We start from the raw sequence: 19,359 nt of genomic DNA on the forward strand, positions 1-19,359 counted from the left end.
GCGCTCTTGTTGTATGTAAACTGTCCTGCGGCCGCGAGGGCTGTCGATATGGCTATTTGACGATGATTACGATGGGTAGGGGGGTGATAGAGTCTAGACTGACCTGTTGATCGCCAGAGCGCACGTAGAGTCCAGTTGATGAGCCTCCATCTAGATTAAGTGCCGTCTTCAGCGAGAGGTCCGATTGCACCAGCAGGTCAGCCAGTTCGTCTACGGAGAAAGATTGGGCAGGACTCACAATAAAGAGGAGTCGACCTTGATTATCCATGGCGACGACGCTACGCGGACTTGCGGCGGCGGTCTCTTGAAACTGTGTGCGTTTGCCATCCACCATCAGCATTGGTCGGCTCTGGGTGGCTTGCTGAATCTGCTGTGTGTTGGGATCATAGGGTTGATCATGTAAGGACTGGATCGCAACATTACCGGCGGCGTCAACGGCCAGCATGCCGCAGCAATCCTGATAAGAACTACCAAAGACCTGTCCATCCGAGATCAGCATGGCTGTAGCGCGATTCTGCTGATCAAAGTAACCACCATTCATGATAGCAATGGCGTTACTCTGCTTCATCCACTCCTTTAACTGTAGTGGTTTATCAGGCTGATAGCCAATACTCAGATGGACCTTCTTTGTATCAAAGCGCGTGATGGTCACGGTATCTTCGTTACCACCCGCGCTTTTCCAATGTTCCCGCCGTAGCTCTACTCCCGGCTGCGTCTGGATCCAGGTATCAAGGGTATCGGATCCACCAGCCTTAGAGGGAGCAGTCACGGGCGTTCCCTTATACGTAATACTCGGTACCACATCGCAGGCCAGCAATGAACAGACCAGGAGCGCGATCAGGAGCGTAAGCTTAAGAGCATGTCTTGCTGGCTTGCCATTCAATCGTGTGAGTGAAAGTGCCTGACTGCTTGCATCGGCCTGGCGAAGAAGATCAGCGCTCGGCTGCTGAGCAGCGGCGCTTTCACTAGCCGCGCGTAAGCGGCGTTCACGATTGTTGTTAAAAGGCATAACGATTTTTTTTCCTTGCTATGCTAGCTGCAGAACACTAGCGTTTCCAGGATGTGGCCTCAATGGCGGACATAGTACCTTTGAACTCCATCGCCAGCTTTAAGGCTGAGGCATGGGCAGCGTTCTCTGTACTATCATCCAATGGTAGCAACTTCACCTTGCCATAGCGGCGCTCAAGTGAGCGCTGGATCAGTAGATCGGTCAGCCAGGGATTCTTTGGCAGCACAGGTCCATGGGTATAGGTGCCAAAGGCGTTCTTGTAGAGCGCACCCTCAACCCCATCCTTGCCATTGTTACCCCAACCAGCCAGGACCTTTCCCAGCGGCTGAGCTTTTGATCCCAGATAGGTACGTCCACTATGGTTTTCATAGCCGACCAGAACCTTGGTACCGGTCTCCTCAAAATTACATTCAAGGGCCATATGGGTCATGAAACGAGTGGATCCACCTTCAGTATACATGTCGAAGAGACCGACTCCCTTTAATTCAGGACCATCGAATGGCTTATAATAGTGTCCGAGCAGTTGATAGCCGGCGCACACGCTCAGGAAGACGGTGTTTGCTTCAGCGGCTTCGCGTAAGGATGATGCTTTATGCTGAATATCCTTAGAGGCGATCTCCATCTCGCGGTCAGCGCCACCATGGAACAGGATCAGATCATATTTAGTGAAATCAGGCGTCTGCTTCACAAAGATTGGCTCCACCTCGGTGGCGATGCCACGCCATTTGCTGCGGCGCTCGATCGAAAAAAGATTGCCACGGTCCGCGGCTACACTCATCAGGGTCGGATAAAGATGCCCGATTTTAATAACCATGCCTGTATCTGTTTTATTCTCGCTCATGTGCTTCCCTATTCTTCCCAGAAGTGCTTGACCCAGCCGCGCTTCTGCATAACTCGACGTAACTCCTGGGTTGGAGTATAACCACTCATAATATACAGTGTGCCACCAGGCTCAACCTGTTTAATCGCGGCATCCAGGGCGGCCTCACGATCTTCAATCAGCGAAATCTTATCCGTAGAAAGCTCAGCATACTTCATACGCATAGCCAGTTCTTCGGTCTTATTGCCGCTACAGACGACATCCAGGATATCGGGGACCAGATCTTCAAACTCTACATCCCACAGCCAGGCAAAGTCCTGTCCATCTACGACAGTATGGCTCATGGCCAGTAAAAGATGTTTCTTTCCGGGATGCTGGGCGATCAGGCGCAACATCAGGTTGAAAGAGGTAGGATTTTTCACAAATGACAGATAGATGGTCTTATCACCCGCCTGGATCTTCTCCATACGGCCGAAGGCGGTGCGAATATTGCTCAGGGCTGTCTGGACGGTATCCAATGGGAAACCTGCGGCCATGGCGGCTCCGATGGCGGCAACGGCATTATAGATGTTATGGACGCCGGGCAGCGGGATCTCCAGATCCATCTCACCTTGAGGTGTGCGCAGCTTAATATGGCTGGGACCCTCACCATTCTCGGCCAGGGACGCTGATGTTACAGCGAGATCAAGGTCGGGAAGGGTATAGCCGCACTCTGGACAGCGATACAGACCCAGGTGGGACAGATATGCCACCTCATAGGTGAAGTCGCTATTACAGTGGATACAACGAATAATATCGGCCGACTGCTCAGGAACAGGGGTGCCGATATCCTTGGTCTCAAGACCAAAGAAGACGCGTTTGGCTTTGGCGTTAATGCCAAAGTTTGCCACCTGTGGATCATTCCCATTGAGCAGGATTGTTGAGGTCTCTGGCAGGCTCTCCAGCATCTCGTCCAGTGCTCGGGCTACCGCATATAATTCGCCATAGCGATCGAGCTGGTCGCGGAAAATATTTGTGATTACGACAACATCAGGCTGGATTTCCGGAACGGCCAGTGGAATCGTCGCTTCGTCAATTTCAAAGAGCAAGACATCGCTCTCCATGCGTCCAAAGAAGTCCGCAAAATTGACCGCCACTGAGGTGATACCTTGAATCAGGTTCGAACCTGTGCGGTTCTGTGAGACACGATGACCGGCTGCATCCGCGATAGCCGCAGTCATACGAGCGGTGGTGGTTTTACCATTACTACCAGTAATCACAATCTTCTTGGCTTTACTGGCACCGACAACCGATTTAAGCACATTTGGATCAATGCGGCGTGCGATCATACCAGGTAAGCTGGTACCGCCACCAATATGAAATAAACGCCCGGATGCACCAGCCAGTTTGCCGGCGGATATCGCGAATGCCAGGCGTGCTTTGCGTAATCCAGATGGCGTTATGCTGTCATTGTTTGAATTATCTGTTTGCATAGAAACCCATACCTTGACTAAAAATGCTGTAAGGCGTACCGATGGGAAATGTCCCGCTGGATCACGCCGCGTCAAAATGAAAAGGAGCGCAATGCCCTTACCGTCTGTTTTTATTATCAGGGGGCATGTAAGTAGTGATGTCCTTTTTGAGGTCCATGCTCTCTACAGGTACGCCGTTTGAAGTATAACAAACATGAGTAGTGCGAGCAAGTGAATTAGGCACATTGTCCGGGCGCACTGGTCTGGATTGTCCTTTCGTTGTAGTCATCTGGTATGAAGGGAGATTAGCTGGTACGTTTATAGGTAGCATACTAATAATAGCATGCTGCAGTATTCTTTGCAGCATGCTATCCTTGTGTTTGTTTACTATTTATTGGCGACCCCGGATGCCACTGGTCGTTCGACTTCACGCGAAGCCTCAATGCGTATCTGCATAAACTTCTGGAGTCCCAGTGCTCGCAATGTTCGCTGCACCGGTGCTGGTAGTTCGGGAAGTACCGCAGCGGCGTCAATGATCGTAGGTGCTACGAGTGTGTAGGCCACTTGATCCTTGATCAGCGTGCAGCGACCGGCTGCCATGACGTTGCGGCACCAATCGGTATTCGAGCCATAAGGGAGCGGAATGACGAAACTCTCTAACTTTTGTGCAAAGTCAGCCACTACTGGTGTCGTATATTCGTTTCCTGAGTGGCGACCCACATGGTGTAAAACCGCATAGGGACTATTCCGACGAGCTGCAATTTTTAGGACGCGAGGATTTGTGTAGTGCTTATTGAAAATACGTATCCTATCTAGAATTTGTTTTCTGTTGCTCCTGACGATGGCGACAAGGACGGTCAGCATAAGTATAATGCGGATGCCAGCTAACCAGCCGCCTCTCCTTCTGGAGGAGCGTTTTCGGGCTAATCTGGATGTATCCATAGTATCATCCTCCTTTTTACTTGTGTACTATGCCTGCAGGTAGCCACCATCTATCACGATCAGACTTCCGTTCATATAGCTTGCCATATCGCTGGCCAGGAAGAGAGCGGCCTTTGCGATGTCATCTGGTATACCCATACGGCGTAGCGGAATTCTGGCCGTAAACGCTTTTAGTAGCTCCTCTGAGGTGTCCGGGCTGCTCGCGCCAGGTGTCTGGATGCCACCAGGAGCAATGGCGTTGACAAGGATATTCTTTGGACCAAACTCCAGTGCCAGCGATTTGGTCATCATGGCTACCCCACCTTTTGAGGTATCGTAGTGAACGAGCATCCCGCTGGGATGTAACGCATCGATCGATGCGATATTGATGATCTTGCCACCATGACCTTGCTTGATCATTTCTCTGGCAGCGGCCTGGGTAGTGAAGAAGAGACCTTTAAGGTTAACACCCATGACCTTGTCCCACAATTGTTCGGTTACTTCTAGTGCGGGTGCGAACGGGAATATGCCGGCGTTATTGACGAGGATGTCCAGGCGTCCGAAGATTTTGATCGTCTCTTCAATGGCATGTTTCTCATCCCCCAGATTGGCGACATTCGCCATCATGCTAGCGGCCGTACCACCGGACTCTTTAATTTGCGCTACTGTGGACTGAGCCGCCTCCGGGTTGATATCGGTAATCATCACTGTCGCGCCAGCCTCGGCTAGCCGGAACGCGATACCCTGACCAATGCCCAGCGCTCCTCCAGTCACAATAGCAACCTGGCCCTTCAAATTAAACAAATCTGTAATGCTTTGGTGTGGTTGATATGTTGTCATTTTGTGGTGCCTTCCCTGAAATAGAAGAATGAATACGTACTACACGCATATTCTCTACTTCATAGTATTGCAGTGTGACAGCACAGCATACTCACAAATAGCTCAGCCACATCACATGAGCATCACAGGAATGTCCTGGGCGAACGTACACTATATTATGCGGTTTTACATTGTTGAGATTTTACATCACATTGAATGGTGGCACGTTCAAAGCGCTGGCTGATGGTGGTGGTACTGGCGGTTGTGACTTCGCTTATGGGATAGCCAAACTTTTTGAGTCCCTGGTTTTTGTCGAAGTAGCTCATAATCGGACCAGCGATTCCATATTGTGTGTAGACATAGTAGCGTCCATTGGTGCCCATTGGGATGGTGCGTTCGCGGGTGTCGCTGTGGAAGTAGGTCCACTCGGCGGCCCAGGGAATAGCATGGACGTTGGCGTTGATCTCACGTGGCGAGATCCAGGTGAAGGTGTTAAAGCCCCAGTTCATCAGATCACGCATATCGGTCCACCAGTCTACTGTATGCATCACGACGCCGATGAGATGGTGATTATTGCGGGTACAGGAGATGACCTGTAAGAAGTTGGCGGCTGCATCCCAACCAGTTTTGCCACCATTGACGCCAGGATACCAGTACATAAACTGGTTGCCGTTCTGCAAAAAGTGTTCCGCATGTTGTCTGGTGGCGGTAACATGATACTCTTTGGTCGCGCTGATCTGCTGGATCTGGGAGTTATTAAAGGCATGTTCACCTAAAATTGCCAGGTCGTGCGCGCTGGAGTAGTGTCCATCCTCCATCAAGCCATGGGGATTGCGGAAATGTGTATCACGCAAGCCGAGTTGTTGGGCACGCTGATTCATCTGATCGACAAACCTTGGGACGCTACCAGCGTCGGCATCCGCAATAATAATAGCTGCATCATTGCCCGATACCAGCATCAGACCATACATTAACTCACGTATTGTATAGGTCTCGCCCGGTTTGATACCCATTACCGAACTATCAGCCGATAGCTCATTGAGGTCCCGGCTCATCGAGGTATTGATGGTGACCGAGCGATCCAGATTTCCCTTCTCAACGGTAAGGAGAGCAGTCATGAGTTTTGTGGTACTCATCATCGGTATACGTGTGGTCGGATTAGCCGCATAGAGGGTTTTGCCTGTGTCCGCATCCAGCAGATAGGCCGAGCTGGCCAGTACCGGTGGAGCTGGATGGCCGTTGTTGGGTGGCGTGACCACGATTTTATTTGGATCAACCGGGATCGGAGTCTCGTGGGTGCCAGGTTGCCCAATTACCGGATTGGGAAAGTGCCCCACGGTCGTCTGGGGTGTACGTATTAATGAGCTGATCAATAATGGAAGAATCAGGATGGCTGCGAGGATGCCACCAATTGTGACTAGCAGTGGGCGATTTTGCAAAAAGTATTGGAATCTGTCAAATAACGCATGTTGGGTACGGCGCTCACGGCGCTCGATGCGCTTATGGGATTCCTGAATTGTGGGTACATGATAAGCTGCGACAGGCCTTCTTGGTCGTGGCTTGCGCAGGGTAGTTGTCTGCTGGACCCGTGGATGAGGCTCTTCAAATTCCTCGTCAGGGGCTTTATCATAGGTATTATCAATATAGACTTTTGGTTTGCGTACCGTGGTCTGACCGCGCTTAACGGGTGCTTTGCGAGGAGCAGGACGGCGCAGGGTTGTGTCTTCGCCTTTTGCGCGTTGCTCTTTACGAAGTTGGGCACGGCGGCGCATCAACTGATCTTCGTCAACACTCATATCCGTTTGAGGCCGCTCTAAGCGAGCTCGCTGCGCGGATTGGGGAGATTGGCGGCGTCTGGCTGAAGGAGCGACAGGATCCTGATAGCGAGAAGCTCGCCTTATTTTAGGAATCTCAGGATGATCTGCGAGTTGATTCTCTTCATCCTCATCCAGCACACGGCGGCGTCTCGACGGCGTCCGCGTGTTTTCTTCCTCAAACTGTTGATCTTCTTGCGAGGGCGTTCTTCGCATCCGCCAGTCCTCTCCATTCTAAATGTTTTCGTCAGCCTAATGGGATAATATATGAATGTATTGCTTTATTAGCTTTTCTGATTACAAATTACTTTTATCTATCTTACTCAGCCGCCCTCTCGATTGTCAACTTTCGGCGAAGTAGCGGTCATTATGGTAATAAACCGCATCTTTCCCGGCTTTAGTGGGCCTGCTCTGGGTCAAACTTGTTTGATTTTGATCTACTGCTTCATCACGAGCAAAAATTTTTTACAAATCTTACAAATCCTTGAAGCTTTTCTTAATTCTGTTTGCTATAGTAGCCGGAAGACTCTCTCTACGCATTATTATACATTGTTGGAAGCATTCGTATCATTCTATATAACATGCGCAGAACTGGCTGGTATAAATGGGAAGTGCTGGGATATCTTCCGCCTACTCTTTTTAGGAATCAGGATAAGTATTTATGTTCATGCAATACGATACATCTTACGCAGGCTCGGAGCTTTCTGATCGGGCGTTGATCACAGAAGCACTGACAGGCAACGAACAAGCATTTGCTGTTCTGGTTCAGCGCTATCAATTGCCTCTCTATAAATTTATTCGGCAGACACTGAAAGAGACTGAATGGGCCAGTGATGTCTTACAGTTTGTTTTTCTCCAATTATATACCTCTTTGCCCAAATTGCAGCATACTCTCTATAAGGACCGTGCTGGAAACTCCTTGAAAGCCTGGTTGTTTCAGGTGGCCTGGAATCGCTGCATTGATGAAAGACGCAAGCAACAGCCACTGCCATTCTCAGTTTTAGAGATGAATGATAGTGGAGATGAGTTCTCCTTAATCAGCATTCTACCCGACCATGATCCATTGCCCGAGACCATTGTTGAGCAGCATGAGCTGCGTACCCAGCTACGCCGAGCCATCCGCGTTCTTCCACCACGTTTTCGCTCTGTAGTAATGTTACGTTACACGCAAGAGCTCAGTTTCGGCGAGATCGGTCGGATACTGGATATGCCCGAGAATACCGCCAAGACCTACTTTCAACGCGCCCGCCCGCTGCTGAGAGAAGCACTAGCACATCCGACTACTTGACGCGCTGGCGACCACATGCTACCCTGCGGACGATATAGCAGCGGTCTGCGTCCCGGTCTCCTCTTTTGGCCGCAATAGGCGGTGTTTCAGCTGAAGTGAAACAATCTACTAGAAACAACAGGGCGCGGCATATTTCTTCTGAGAAAGGAAACAAAAATATATGAATCTTGCCGAGGTGAAACAGCTCATCGAGGAAGGGAAGATTGAATATATCAAGGTAGGCGTCCCTGATATTGACGGAGTTTTTCGTGGGAAACGTGTTGTAGCCCAGTTCTTCCTGGATTCCTTAGAGAGCGGTCTGGCGCAGTCGGATGTGCTATTTGGTTGGGATATTGCGGAGAATGTATTGCCGAATTTGAAGGTCAGCAACATTAATCGCGGCTTCGGAGATTTTGTGATGAAGCCCGATCTGGCCACCTTCGCTGCGGTCCCCTGGGAAGAGGGTGTCGCATCCTGTGTCTGTGATCTCTGGAGCGAGCATGGCGATCCAATTACGGTATCGCCGCGCTATGTACTACAGTCACTGATTGAGCGAGCACAGAAGCTTGGCTTTGTGCCGATGGCCGCCTCAGAATTGGAGATGCGTTTCTTCCGCGAGGATCAGGTTTCCTTGCGTAGCAAAGATTACGGTCCAGCACTGACGCCATTGAATCCGGGTACCAACTGCTATGTGATCAGCCATGGTACGGCTGATGATTATTTGATTGGCCAGATTGTGCGCCAGATGCGCGCCTATGGTATTGAGATCGAGGGCTATAATCGTGAACATGGTCCTGGTATGTATGAGATCAACATGCATTATAGCGATGTCCTCACCGCCGCTGATCGTACCTTACTCTTTAAAAATGGGGTCAAAGAGGTCTGCTACCAGAATGGCTTTATGCCAACCTTTATGGCCAAGTGGAGCGATCAAGAAGATGGGAGTAGTGGACATTCCCATATGAGTCTATGGGACGTGAAGCAAGGGCGTAACGTTTTCTGGGATGGATCTGCCGATAGCCATATGTCTGAGACGATGCAGCAATTCCTGGCTGGCGTGCTGCAAAAGATGCCGGAATTTATGGCGCTCTATGCTCCTACGATCAATTCGTATAAGCGCTATATTGAGGGTACATGGACGCCGTTGAATACCGCCTGGGGTATGGATAACCGCACCTGTGCTGTCCGCGTGATCAATAATGGACAACGAGCGATCCGCCTGGAGAATAGGGTGCCAGGAGCGGATGCTAACTTCTATCTGGTCTTCGCAGGTATGCTGGCCAGCGGACTCTATGGTATCGAGCATACGTTGGAACTACCACCTCGTCTGGATGGTAACGCTTATAATCCTGAGCGTATCCAGCAAGCTATTGCCAGCGGGCAGATGCATCCACTGGCCCGTAACCTGACGCAGGCCACAGATCTCTTTGAGCGCAGTGAAGTCGCGCATGAGTATCTTGGCACAGATTTTGTCGAGCACTATGCCATTACGCGCCGCTGGGAAGTACAGGAGTACGAGAAAGCGGTGACGAACTGGGAGCGCCGCCGCTATCTCGAACTGATCTAGTGTTCTGGTTCTTCGATCCAACCATGATCCATACGAACGTCCAGTCCTTGTTCGGTTGCCTCCTCTGCCGTCAGGTAGGGGAGTAAGTGGCCATTCAAGGGCTGACGGTCCTTAAAGTGCTGGAGATTTTCCTCGGCGCGTTGTTGCATCAATTGTACTGCCTGATGAGGATCGCTAAGGGCGGACTCCATTTGTTGCCAGGCCTGTTGCGCACATTCCTGTTCATTCGGCTTGAGTTGTTCTTTACGGTAAAGCCGGGCTGCCACAGTTAGCTCATCGGGTTTGAGTAGACCTAAATGTTCCGCCTGAAGCAACAGGCGTAATCCACGGGCCAATGATTGGTCCAATGTGGCCACATTAATCTCGGTATCATCGCGCATACCACGGTTATTCAGATTGGCTGAGCCCACAGTAGACCAGTGATCATCGACAATAGCGGCTTTAGAATGTACATAGATGGGTCGATAGTGGATCAAGCCATCGCTCATCTTAAAATGTGAGGTGGCCAGACAAAACGCACGTATCCGGCCCTCCTCCACCGCTTCAGGTACAGATCTGCGGAGTGTATCCAGTCCCGCATCGCTAAAAGCGCGTCCCACATTGGGGTGGTCAGGTAACAGGATACTCATTGTGGCCCCACGGCGTAGCGCGGCGGCAATCTGCCGTAGATGCTCCTTCATCTCAGGACTATCTGGTCCCAGCAGTGACAGATCTACACCATAATATGCTCGTAACCAGAAATATTGATTCTCTATATAGATGAAGTGTTGGGCATTATTCAGGGCGTGATTATATAGCTGTGTGATACCCTGGATAGCATGTTTATCAAAGTTATAAGTATGTTTAGGAATGGTGCGAGCTATCTGTACGATACTCTGACTCTCGACGCGTGCAGGCTCTGGTTGATGGGGAACAAGCAGTTGTTCACCTAATTGATGGCGTGAAACCACATAATTCCAGCGCTGGCGAAAGTTCAGCTCGACATCAGCGGCCGCGGCACCCTCTATTTTCGCATGTGTATCGTGCCAGCCGTGAGGTGTTTTCCCTGAATCAGTGTGCCGTAAAGGCGTATCAAAGACATGTTGATTGGTATCCCAGCGATCAAAATCATCGCTCTTCTCAATCAGAGGATCCAGGCCACCCACAAATGCGATCCCATGATCTACCACCGTAACCTTCTGGTGGAGAGACTCAATCTGATGGTGTAGAACTCCCAGCGAGCTATCATCCTCAAGAGCGGCAACATCATACTCCTTCAGTTTCTCAACGGCCGCGTGTGAATCATAGACCGCGAAAGCCGGATTCGCTTTCCAGAGTAGTACCTTTACTGTAACACCCTTACTGACCGCATAGCCAAGTACTTCTTTCACCGAAAGCCGATGTGTCAGCCAGAACTGAATATCCGCCTCTTGCAAGCCCTGGGAACGTAAATACGCACAATACTCTGCGCGAAGGTCCTCATTCTCTTGCTCAACCAGTAATGCTGTTCCACGGACAAGGAGGAGATCCGGTTCCATCCCCCAGTTTGCCAGATAGATTACATGTTTGGCCCGCATAAAGCACAAACACATCTCCAGTAGAACCGCCTCTCCATCCACAAAATACGTCACACGTGAATCTTTGTTGTGTACTGGCGTATCCCCCTCTGCCCACCAGGTTCCATTGGTTGTGTTATCCATACCTAACGATCCTCTCTTCCTGCCAACAAAACGAGCGGGAAAAAATTTAATACTTCTGTATTGATACTCCCAATAATAGCACCTGGGAGACAAAGATTGTTCAATATAAAAAAAATTTCTGTATTGATGAGAGGTTTCGTTGTGAATGTGCGTATTAATTAATATCCAATCTTTTACCAGCCCACCCTTTTGACAGAGAAGCATGTTTGGATAAAAAATATGTCAAAAGTGAGACGCAAAAAAGTTAAATGAAGAGCTCTTTTTATTTTTACCGATCATTGTGTCCATGTGTGCTGTATTATTGTTCTACCTCTTTGGGTTTATACAAGGAGTATAATTGTGAAAGCCGGTAAGAAACTTTCTTTGCAGTTCCTCACCAGCCTCCTGTGCTTGATGGCCGTTTTCCTGGCCTCTTGTGGTGGTGGCAGTACCGCACCTAGCAATGGCTCAACCGCCTCGGATGATAAGCAGGTGTTGCGTTTCCCTGTTGTTGGTGATATCAACAGCTTCGATCCTGCTACTGTGCAGGATACCGACTCGAACTTCCCGATCCAGGCCGTATTTACTGGTCTGGTCACCCTGGACAAAGATCTAAAGGTAAAGCCTCAACTGGCAGCTGCTTTACCAACAGTTTCATCTGATGGTCTGACTTATACCTTTAAGTTGAAATCAGGTCTAAAGTTTAGCAATGGCGATCCTTTGACATCAGCTGATGTGGTCTATAGCATCAACCGTGCTGTTGCTAAAGAAACCAATTCTCCTGTTAGCTACTATTTGAGCTTGTTGAAAGACTTCGATAAAGTCAACACAGGCAAAATGCCAACCTTGATTGGCGATAGCCTGACAACACCCGATGATAGCACTGTGGTGATGAAAATCAGCAAGCCAGCCGCATATTTCTTGCAGACACTCTCTTATCCAACATCTTATGTTGTAAATAAGAAGATTGTTGAGAAATACAAAGGTGGCAAGAGCCCATGGACCGATCACCTGCAAGAGGGTGCTGGTGCTGGACCATTCAAAGTTGATAACTACAATCACTCTACTGGTATTAAGCTAGTACGTAATGACAACTATTACAATGCCAAGCCGAAACTGAAAACCCTCAACGTCGTCTTCTACAAAGACCAGGACGGTATGTACAAAGCCTATCAGGCGAAACAGCTTGACTTTGCGTATGTGCCAACCTCCAGTGTCAACGAGGTCGTTGGCAAACCCGATTACAGCGCAACCGACGTATTGACCATCCGCTATCTGAGCTTGAACTTCCTGGCGGCACCTTTTGATAACATCAAAATCCGTCAGGCCTTCGCACTGGCTATTAACAAAGATACCATTGTGAAGACCGCCATCAACAACGCTTTTGTGGCAAGCAACCACATCATCCCTAAAGGTATGCCTGGCTACAACGAGGCCCTCACCGGTCCTGAAGGTACCACTACCCAGGGTGATCCTGCGAAAGCAAAACAATTGCTGGCAGAAGGACTCAAGGAAATAGGAAAGAGCGCATTGCCAAGCCTGACTCTGACCTATTATCCACGTGAGCAGAGCTACAAAGATGCGATGGCACAGGTCGTGTCCATGTGGCAGAGCAACCTGGGTGTAAAGGTCAATGTGAACACCGTCGCTCGTCCCCGCTTGCTGGACCTGGAAAACGCCACCAAGAACAACGCTTCTCTGCCCATGTGGCAGGCTGGTTGGAACGCTGACTATCCAGATCCTCAGGACTGGCTGACCACCTTCTTTGACAAAGGTTCAGACTACAACCAGTTCAACTATGGTCAGAACAAATCAACTGCTGCCCCTGAGCAGGTGAAGGTACAGGAAGAGTTGCGCCAGGCTGACGTCACTCAGGACCAGACCGCACGTATGAAACTGTACAATGACGCAGAGCAGAAGATCATCAATGATGTTGGTTGGATCCCATTGTGGCAGGAGAAAGTTCACTCCCTGACCAACAAAAACGTTAACAATCTGAAGCTTAATTCTCAGCAGTTAATTCCGCCCGACGACTGGAGCAACATCTACATGTCGGCATAACTGAGTACTCGTACATTGGGATGTCTCATTTACGGCACTGCTCCTGGTAGTAGTGTGGTAAATGAGCTTCCCTATCAGTTATTGTAGGTATCCGCGACGTAAGGCTCTCCTTGTAGAATAATTCACGTTGCGGATATTTTCCTTTTCCCCATCTGCAAATACACACATATCCAATATATAAAGAAGAACCACACGGATAGAGTATATGGGTGACATCAAAAGGAAGCTCCGCTAAGCGTCCATTTCCAGTAAGAGATAAGAAACCTTGGAAAAAGGAGGACAGAGCTTGAAATGCTGAAATTCCTGATCAAAAGATTTATTGGGCTCATTTTTGTGATTTTATGCGTGACCTTCCTCACGTTTATTATTGGTTACTATGCCCCGAGTAATCCCATCCAGATTATGATGGGTGATCACCCCAACCAGGCTCTGCAAGCACAATTAATGCATGCGTATGGTCTGGACCAGCCCTTGTTACAGCAATATGCCAATTTTCTTATTCGCCTGTTGCACCTTGATCTAGGTACCTCTTTTAAAACGATTGGTCGGCCCGTCAACGATATTATTGCTGGTGGCCTGCCTATTTCATTAGAACTTGGTCTGTGGGCCCTGCTGATTCAGGTTGGCATTGGTGTACCGGTTGGTATTATTTCTGCTCTTCGTGCCAATAGCTGGACCGATACTGTCAGTATGGGTGCCGCGCTGATTATTTACGCGCTCCCATCCTTTATTCTGGCTATTCTGGTACAGTTTTTGATCATCTGGCTCGATAATACCTTTGGCTGGAGTTGGCCCAACACCCAATGGGGAAATCCCTGGCAGTATAGCTGGACCGATATTCAATATAAACTTGCCCCCATTCTGGTCTATGGTGCCACCGGTATGGCTTATTTCGCGCGTTTGTCACGAACAAGTATGTTAGAAATTTTGCGCCAGGACTATGTGCGAACAGCGCGTGCCAAGGGCCTGTATGAGCGTGCCGTCGTTTATCGCCATGCATTCCGTAATGCGTTGATTCCGTTGATTACTATCATCGGTTTGTCGGTAGGCTTCCTGGTTGCAGGTGCCTTCTTTATTGAGCGCATCTTCTCCATTCCCGGTATTGCTGGTATCACATTGGACTCAATTGATAACCTGGACTATCCTGTGGTGCAGGGCACAACTGTAATTCTGGCTATCGGTGTGGTGTTCGGTAATCTCTTATCTGATATATGCTATACACTGGTCGATCCCCGCATCAAAGCTGAATAAGGTAAGAAGGTGAGAATTTAAATGGAACAAGATAAAGGACCAAGATTTTCAAAGCCGCGATTTGTTCAGCCCGATGAAGCGATGATGCCGCCCGGATCTCCTCAAGAATTGATGATTGAAGAAGAAGCACCTGCTCTGGCGGCTGAAGTGGTGGATGGCAAAGAGATTCGTACATCTGATAGTGGTAAGAAATCGCCGACCCCAATGCAGGAATCGCTGCGCCGTTTGCGCAGAGATGTGCGGGCCATGGTGTGCATTGGTGTGATTGTTTTTTATATCCTGCTGGCTATCTTTGGCCCCATCATTTATAAAGCGGTTGGCCCCAGTTATAAAAGTAACATGACCAATACGGTGATCTCGGCCTCCGTTTATCGTGATTTTACGCACCAGGAGGCGGACCGTAAACATGAAGGTCCATCGGCGCAATACTGGCTGGGAACCGATTCTATTGGTCGTGATTTGTTTGCCCGTCTGATGCAGGGTATGTTGATCTCGATTGCCGTGGCCGTGGTGGTTGAGTTGATTGACATTATTCTGGGAGTGACCATTGGTGTGCTGGCAGGCTACTATGGTGGCTGGATTGATTTTGTGCTGGCACGTTTCACAGATGTGATTTTTGCCTTTCCCGGACTGCTCTTTATTATCCTGCTGGTGGGTATTCTGGGCTCCAGTACCGATGCATTGAATAATATCCCGGTGATCGGTGCGAATGGTAATGCCCGGCTTCTCTTAGTTTCCATCGGCCTGTCTCTGACCGTCTGGCCCTTGATGGCTCGTTATGTGCGTGGACAGACGTTACAGCTAAAAGAGCAACAATTTGTAGAGGCCGCCCGCACATCTGGCGCGACAGACTTCACGATTATTTTGCGCCACCTGGTGCCAAATCTGTTAAGTATTGTGATCATTGCCGCTACCCTTAATATTGCGAATACGATCATCAGTGAGGCTGGTATCAGCTTGCTCGGTCTGGGTGTACAACCTCCGGGCTCCAGTATTGGTTTGATGATCTCGGACGCCACCACCTTCCTAGAGAATCATCCATGGGAAGCTTTGATGCCCTCCTTTGTGCTGGTCATCATTGTACTGGCCTTCTCATTTCTGGGTGATGGCTTGCGCGACGCCTTTGACCCTCGCTCCAAAGACTGAGGAAGATAAACAGAGCAGAAAAAAGGTGGATAGAATTTTCTATCCACCTTTTTTCTGCTCTGTTTTTGTGCGCCGCCTGCGGCGCGCGCGAGGGAGAAAGAGTGAGCGGGGACGTCATGCCCCGCACCCCGGCAGGGAGGACCCTGCACCCCGGTTTTCTGCCATACCACACAGATTTGAATAGCTACCTGTGTTTGTGATTTACTCGGCGGGTTTTTGGGTTGGGGTCTCCTCTACTTTGGGGCCGATCCAGATGGTTTGAACGTTGACAAACTCCTGGATCCCAAAGTGGGAGAGCTCACGGCCATAGCCGCTATGTTTGACCCCACCAAAGGGTAGACTTGGAGCGGAGGCGGTCATGCCATTAATAAAGACACCGCCCGCCTCGATCTCTTTAGCCAGTTCCTGAGCACGATCCACATTGCGTGTCCAGAGATTGCTGCTGAGTCCATAGATAGAGGCGTTCGCCAGTTCTATGGCCTGTTGAGCATCACGTACGCGTATCACAGCGGCCACAGGTCCAAAGGTCTCTTCTTTAAAGACGGTCATCTCAGGCTGCACATCAACCAGGATGGTTGGCTCGTAGTAGTAGCCATTACCCTCAACCTTTTTGCCACCGAGCGCCAGCTTAGCACCCTGAGAAAGGGAATCCTGTACCTGTTTGTCCAGTGTCTCACGGAGATCTTTGCGGGCCAATGGACCAACTTTGGTCTCACGATCCAGCGGATCACCGATGCGCAACTGGGAAGTATACTTCACAAACTTTTCCGTGAACTCATCGGCGACCGAGTCCTCCACAAAGAAGCGTTTGGCAGCGATACAGCTTTGTCCGGTATTCTGATAACGGGCCTGGACAGCGGTTTTGGCGGCCGCATCCAGATCAGCGTCAGCCAGGACAATATAGGCGTCCGAGCCACCCAGTTCCAGCACGTGTTTTTTAAGCACACTACCACTGGTAGCGGCCACCTTGGTGCCTGCGGCCTCGCTACCCGTCAGGGTTACAGCCGCGATACGTGGATCTTTAATCAAGGCCTCAGTCTCCGCGCCAGGGACCAGGACGGTACGGAAGACGCCATGGGGGAAGCCACTGGCCTGAAACATCTTCTCGATCTCCAGTGACAAGCGTGAGACATTGGAGGCATGTTTCAGGATGGCCGTATTGCCAGCCATCAGGCTTGGGGCCGCGAAGCGCATGACCTGCCAGTAGGGGAAGTTCCAGGGCATTAAGGCCAGCACTACGCCCAGAGGCTGAAACGAGGCATAGCTTTTGGTGGCGTTGCTCTGCATCTCCTGTGGTGCCAGAAACTTCTCTGCATTATCCGCATAATAGTCACAGTTGAGGGCACATTTCTCTACTTCGGCCTCAGACTCAACGATTGGTTTGCCCATTTCAAGGCTGGCGATGCGGGCTAGCTGTGCTTTGTTTTCACGCATATAGCTTGCGAGACGATGAAATAGTTTGCTACGTTCCGCGAAACTGGTTTTGCGCCAGCTTTTAAAACTGTTGTGCGCGTCTTCTAGCGCGGCATCGATCTGCTCTTTATTATATGCTTCAAAGGATTCGAGGACTTCTTCAGTTGCGGGATTAATAGATTGAATACTCATATGTTTTTTCCTTCTCTTTGCTTCGCACTAACCACTTCATCTTGAGCGTAAGCTCACCATATACACAAAAAACTGTGGTAAAAAGTTGCACCTGAGGACTATGGTTGTGCTTTCACTGTGTTGAGTGCCTGGCAGATGAAGTTGGTGGCGTTTTCAAAGGAGAAGAGGCCAGTGTTGATGAGCAGGTGGTAGAAGTTTGGCTGATGGCCATCGACGCCGTAGTAGCGACGTAGATAGCTATCTTGCTCATCGTCGCGTTGTTCTAACATGTCGCGGGCCGCATTACGGTCCAGGTGATATTGTCGCATGACATAATCGATGCGGTAATCTAGGGGCGCGAAAATATAGATGTGCAGGGTACGGGGATTGTTGTGGAGCAAGAATTGGGAGCCACGACCGACGATGATAGCATTTCCCTGGGTGGCTAGCTCTAAAATGACACGTTGGGTGAGTTGGAAGTAGGCCAGTTCCTGGGATTGGTGCCGGGTGTTCTTGTGCTCGTACATATAGTGAACCGTAAACGGATTACTGGAACGCAGCGCTTCCAGAATATTGTTAGAGAGGCCAATGGTCTGCTCATCCTGGCGTGCCGCCTCCGCCTCATCAACGCCCAGGCGTTTGGCCACCTCGGCGATAATCCTGTTATCCATATAGTTGAGGCCTGCAACTTCGGAGACCATGCGGGCAATGTCTGAGCCACCGCTGCCAAATTGGCGTGAGATGGTCACTACTACAGAGCCTGCGGGTGGAATGCCAGTTGGCATCGGCTCGACGGCCAGGGCCGTCTCTGGAAGTACCCGTGTTTCTGTCGTTTTTGTTTTTCCGTGGAGATTTTTAGCAGCCCTGTGAAGTGTATCTTCCATCAGTATGATCCTTTTTATATAGCTTCGACCCTTACGGTCGATTGTGTTCCGTCACGATACCATCAGCCTCAACACGAATAGATGTTTGTGTGCGCTCTCTTAAGCTCTTATGTTCTCTGTTTCTTATGTTGTCTATGGTTAAAATGTTCTACCTAAATATCTTACGTTTAAGGTATGTCTGAATGATACGTTGGATTGGCTACATACCAATGAGATCTGCTTTGATGATGATATTGCGTACACTTCTGACAATGGCGGCATCGACCATTTTACCTTCGAAGGCGATGGCGCCCAGACCTTGATCCAGGGCTGCGGTATAGGCTGCATCCAGGCGACGTGCATAGGCTACCTCTTCAGCGGAAGGGGAGAAAACCTGATTGGCAATCTGCAATTGGTCTGGATGAATGGCCCACTTTCCGACAAAGCCTAGCGTTCTGGCGCGAATGCATTCACTTTGATAACCGGCGCTATCCTTGAAGTTGGCATAGGCTCCGTCGATGGCATCGATATGGGCGGCCCGGGCGGCGATCGCGATCTTGTTGCGCGCATAGTGCCAGAGATCGCCAGGATAATCGGCGTGTGAGCCCTCGATGCCTTTGCTGTCGACGCCCTGGGATGCGCTATAGTCACCTGGACCAAAGATCAGCGCCTCTAACCGTGTGCTGGCGCGTGCGATCTCCTCTACATTGAGCATCGCCTCCACTTCTTCAATCAGCACCTCGATCCCGATGCGCCGTGAGAGCCTTTTATGTTGTTCAATCTGTGTCAATAAGGTATCAACCCACCAGACATCACGGGCCGCCTTTACTTTTGGGACGATCAGAATATCCAGATACGCGCCAGCCTCTTCCACAATCGAAATCACATCCTGATAAGCAAACTCGCTCTCAAGGTCATTGATTCTGACCGCCCGGGTCTTCGTGCCCCAATCCAGGGACTTCAGACTTTTAACTACTCTGGCTCGGGCCGCCACCTTTTCATTGGGCGCGACCGCATCCTCAAGGTCCAGTAAGACCAGATCAGCGGTGCTGGCGACTGCCTTTGCCATCATGCGTTCATTACTACCAGGTGTGGAAAGTTCGGATCGTCTGAGGCGCATATATATGT

The 19,359-nt window shown here is 50.0% G+C and carries 15 protein-coding genes; 5 read left to right on the plus strand and 10 right to left on the minus strand.

Annotation, left to right across the window (positions count from 1 at the left end; translation table 11 throughout):
* Positions 1-52: 52 nt before the first annotated feature.
* The 6 genes from EL633_RS13765 to EL633_RS13790 all read right to left on the minus strand — a co-directional run bounded on the left by EL633_RS13765 (position 53) and on the right by EL633_RS13790 (position 7,050).
* Positions 53-1,009, minus strand: a complete 957-nt coding sequence (locus EL633_RS13765; protein WP_126627732.1) for a phosphodiester glycosidase family protein — start codon at positions 1,007-1,009, stop codon at positions 53-55.
* A gap of 37 nt (positions 1,010-1,046) precedes the next feature.
* Positions 1,047-1,850 carry a type 1 glutamine amidotransferase gene (locus EL633_RS13770; RefSeq protein WP_218027485.1) on the minus strand — a complete coding sequence of 268 codons (804 nt, stop codon included), beginning with the start codon at positions 1,848-1,850 and terminating at the stop codon, positions 1,047-1,049.
* Positions 1,851-1,858: 8 nt separating this feature from the next.
* Positions 1,859-3,301 (minus strand): MurT ligase domain-containing protein, encoded by a 1,443-nt coding sequence (locus EL633_RS13775; protein ID WP_126627733.1) that lies wholly within the window; start codon positions 3,299-3,301, stop codon positions 1,859-1,861.
* A 366-nt stretch (positions 3,302-3,667) separates the two neighbouring features.
* Positions 3,668-4,222 carry a PNPOx family protein gene (locus EL633_RS13780; RefSeq protein ID WP_126627734.1) on the minus strand — a complete coding sequence of 185 codons (555 nt, stop codon included), beginning with the start codon at positions 4,220-4,222 and terminating at the stop codon, positions 3,668-3,670.
* Between the two features lie 27 nt (positions 4,223-4,249).
* Entirely contained in the window at positions 4,250-5,041 is a 792-nt protein-coding gene (locus EL633_RS13785; protein ID WP_126627735.1) for an SDR family NAD(P)-dependent oxidoreductase, read from the minus strand.
* A 155-nt stretch (positions 5,042-5,196) separates the two neighbouring features.
* Positions 5,197-7,050, minus strand: a complete 1,854-nt coding sequence (locus tag EL633_RS13790) for a D-alanyl-D-alanine carboxypeptidase family protein (protein ID WP_126627736.1) — start codon at positions 7,048-7,050, stop codon at positions 5,197-5,199.
* 445 nt (positions 7,051-7,495) lie between these two features.
* Between EL633_RS13790 and EL633_RS13795 the strand changes: the two genes are divergently transcribed.
* Both EL633_RS13795 and EL633_RS13800 read left to right on the plus strand, forming a co-directional pair.
* On the plus strand, positions 7,496-8,122 hold the full coding sequence (locus tag EL633_RS13795; RefSeq protein ID WP_246039133.1) for an RNA polymerase sigma factor: 627 nt from the start codon (positions 7,496-7,498) through the stop codon (positions 8,120-8,122).
* 160 nt (positions 8,123-8,282) lie between these two features.
* The gene (locus tag EL633_RS13800) at positions 8,283-9,668 is read left to right on the plus strand and encodes a glutamine synthetase family protein (RefSeq protein ID WP_126627737.1); all 1,386 of its coding nucleotides are present in this window, start codon (positions 8,283-8,285) and stop codon (positions 9,666-9,668) included.
* Here the strand turns inward: EL633_RS13800 and EL633_RS13805 are convergent.
* Positions 9,665-11,347 carry a phospholipase D-like domain-containing protein gene (locus EL633_RS13805; RefSeq protein ID WP_161982136.1) on the minus strand — a complete coding sequence of 561 codons (1,683 nt, stop codon included), beginning with the start codon at positions 11,345-11,347 and terminating at the stop codon, positions 9,665-9,667. The genes EL633_RS13800 and EL633_RS13805 overlap by 4 nt on opposite strands.
* Before the next feature lie 339 nt (positions 11,348-11,686).
* On the opposite strand from EL633_RS13805, the gene EL633_RS13810 reads away from it, so the two are divergent.
* The 3 genes from EL633_RS13810 (at position 11,687) to EL633_RS13820 (ending at position 15,784) form a co-directional block, all read left to right on the plus strand.
* The gene (locus EL633_RS13810; protein ID WP_126627739.1) at positions 11,687-13,387 is read left to right on the plus strand and encodes a peptide ABC transporter substrate-binding protein; all 1,701 of its coding nucleotides are present in this window, start codon (positions 11,687-11,689) and stop codon (positions 13,385-13,387) included.
* Between the two features lie 291 nt (positions 13,388-13,678).
* On the plus strand, positions 13,679-14,638 hold the full coding sequence (locus EL633_RS13815) for an ABC transporter permease (protein ID WP_126627740.1): 960 nt from the start codon (positions 13,679-13,681) through the stop codon (positions 14,636-14,638).
* Between the two features lie 21 nt (positions 14,639-14,659).
* Complete coding sequence (locus EL633_RS13820) at positions 14,660-15,784, plus strand: ABC transporter permease (protein ID WP_246039134.1); 1,125 nt, start codon at positions 14,660-14,662, stop codon at positions 15,782-15,784.
* 201 nt (positions 15,785-15,985) lie between these two features.
* On the opposite strand, the gene EL633_RS13825 is transcribed toward EL633_RS13820, so the two are convergent.
* The 3 genes from EL633_RS13825 to EL633_RS13835 form a co-directional block, all read right to left on the minus strand.
* Positions 15,986-17,389 carry an NAD-dependent succinate-semialdehyde dehydrogenase gene (locus tag EL633_RS13825; protein ID WP_126627741.1) on the minus strand — a complete coding sequence of 468 codons (1,404 nt, stop codon included), beginning with the start codon at positions 17,387-17,389 and terminating at the stop codon, positions 15,986-15,988.
* Positions 17,390-17,487: 98 nt separating this feature from the next.
* Entirely contained in the window at positions 17,488-18,252 is a 765-nt protein-coding gene (locus EL633_RS13830; RefSeq protein WP_126627742.1) for a cytidylate kinase-like family protein, read from the minus strand.
* A 199-nt stretch (positions 18,253-18,451) separates the two neighbouring features.
* Positions 18,452-19,351 (minus strand): HpcH/HpaI aldolase/citrate lyase family protein, encoded by a 900-nt coding sequence (locus EL633_RS13835; protein WP_126627743.1) that lies wholly within the window; start codon positions 19,349-19,351, stop codon positions 18,452-18,454.
* Positions 19,352-19,359 lie beyond the last annotated feature (8 nt).

This window comes from Dictyobacter alpinus (assembly GCF_003967575.1).
GTDB lineage: Bacteria > Chloroflexota > Ktedonobacteria > Ktedonobacterales > Ktedonobacteraceae > Dictyobacter > Dictyobacter alpinus.

What these genes read in the sequence shown, in the direction of transcription:
- EL633_RS13765 (WP_126627732.1), bottom strand. Translation starts at nt 1,009, where the DNA reads ATGCCTTTTAACAACAATCGTGAACGCCGCTTACGCGCGGCTAGTGAA.
- EL633_RS13770 (WP_218027485.1), bottom strand. Translation starts at nt 1,850, where the DNA reads ATGAGCGAGAATAAAACAGATACAGGCATGGTTATTAAAATCGGGCAT.
- EL633_RS13775 (WP_126627733.1), bottom strand. Translation starts at nt 3,301, where the DNA reads ATGCAAACAGATAATTCAAACAATGACAGCATAACGCCATCTGGATTA.
- EL633_RS13780 (WP_126627734.1), bottom strand. Translation starts at nt 4,222, where the DNA reads ATGGATACATCCAGATTAGCCCGAAAACGCTCCTCCAGAAGGAGAGGC.
- EL633_RS13785 (WP_126627735.1), bottom strand. Translation starts at nt 5,041, where the DNA reads ATGACAACATATCAACCACACCAAAGCATTACAGATTTGTTTAATTTG.
- EL633_RS13790 (WP_126627736.1), bottom strand. Translation starts at nt 7,050, where the DNA reads ATGCGAAGAACGCCCTCGCAAGAAGATCAACAGTTTGAGGAAGAAAAC.
- EL633_RS13795 (WP_246039133.1), top strand. Translation starts at nt 7,496, where the DNA reads ATGTTCATGCAATACGATACATCTTACGCAGGCTCGGAGCTTTCTGAT.
- EL633_RS13800 (WP_126627737.1), top strand. Translation starts at nt 8,283, where the DNA reads ATGAATCTTGCCGAGGTGAAACAGCTCATCGAGGAAGGGAAGATTGAA.
- EL633_RS13805 (WP_161982136.1), bottom strand. Translation starts at nt 11,347, where the DNA reads ATGGATAACACAACCAATGGAACCTGGTGGGCAGAGGGGGATACGCCA.
- EL633_RS13815 (WP_126627740.1), top strand. Translation starts at nt 13,679, where the DNA reads ATGCTGAAATTCCTGATCAAAAGATTTATTGGGCTCATTTTTGTGATT.
- EL633_RS13820 (WP_246039134.1), top strand. Translation starts at nt 14,660, where the DNA reads ATGGAACAAGATAAAGGACCAAGATTTTCAAAGCCGCGATTTGTTCAG.
- EL633_RS13825 (WP_126627741.1), bottom strand. Translation starts at nt 17,389, where the DNA reads ATGAGTATTCAATCTATTAATCCCGCAACTGAAGAAGTCCTCGAATCC.
- EL633_RS13830 (WP_126627742.1), bottom strand. Translation starts at nt 18,252, where the DNA reads ATGGAAGATACACTTCACAGGGCTGCTAAAAATCTCCACGGAAAAACA.
- EL633_RS13835 (WP_126627743.1), bottom strand. Translation starts at nt 19,351, where the DNA reads ATGCGCCTCAGACGATCCGAACTTTCCACACCTGGTAGTAATGAACGC.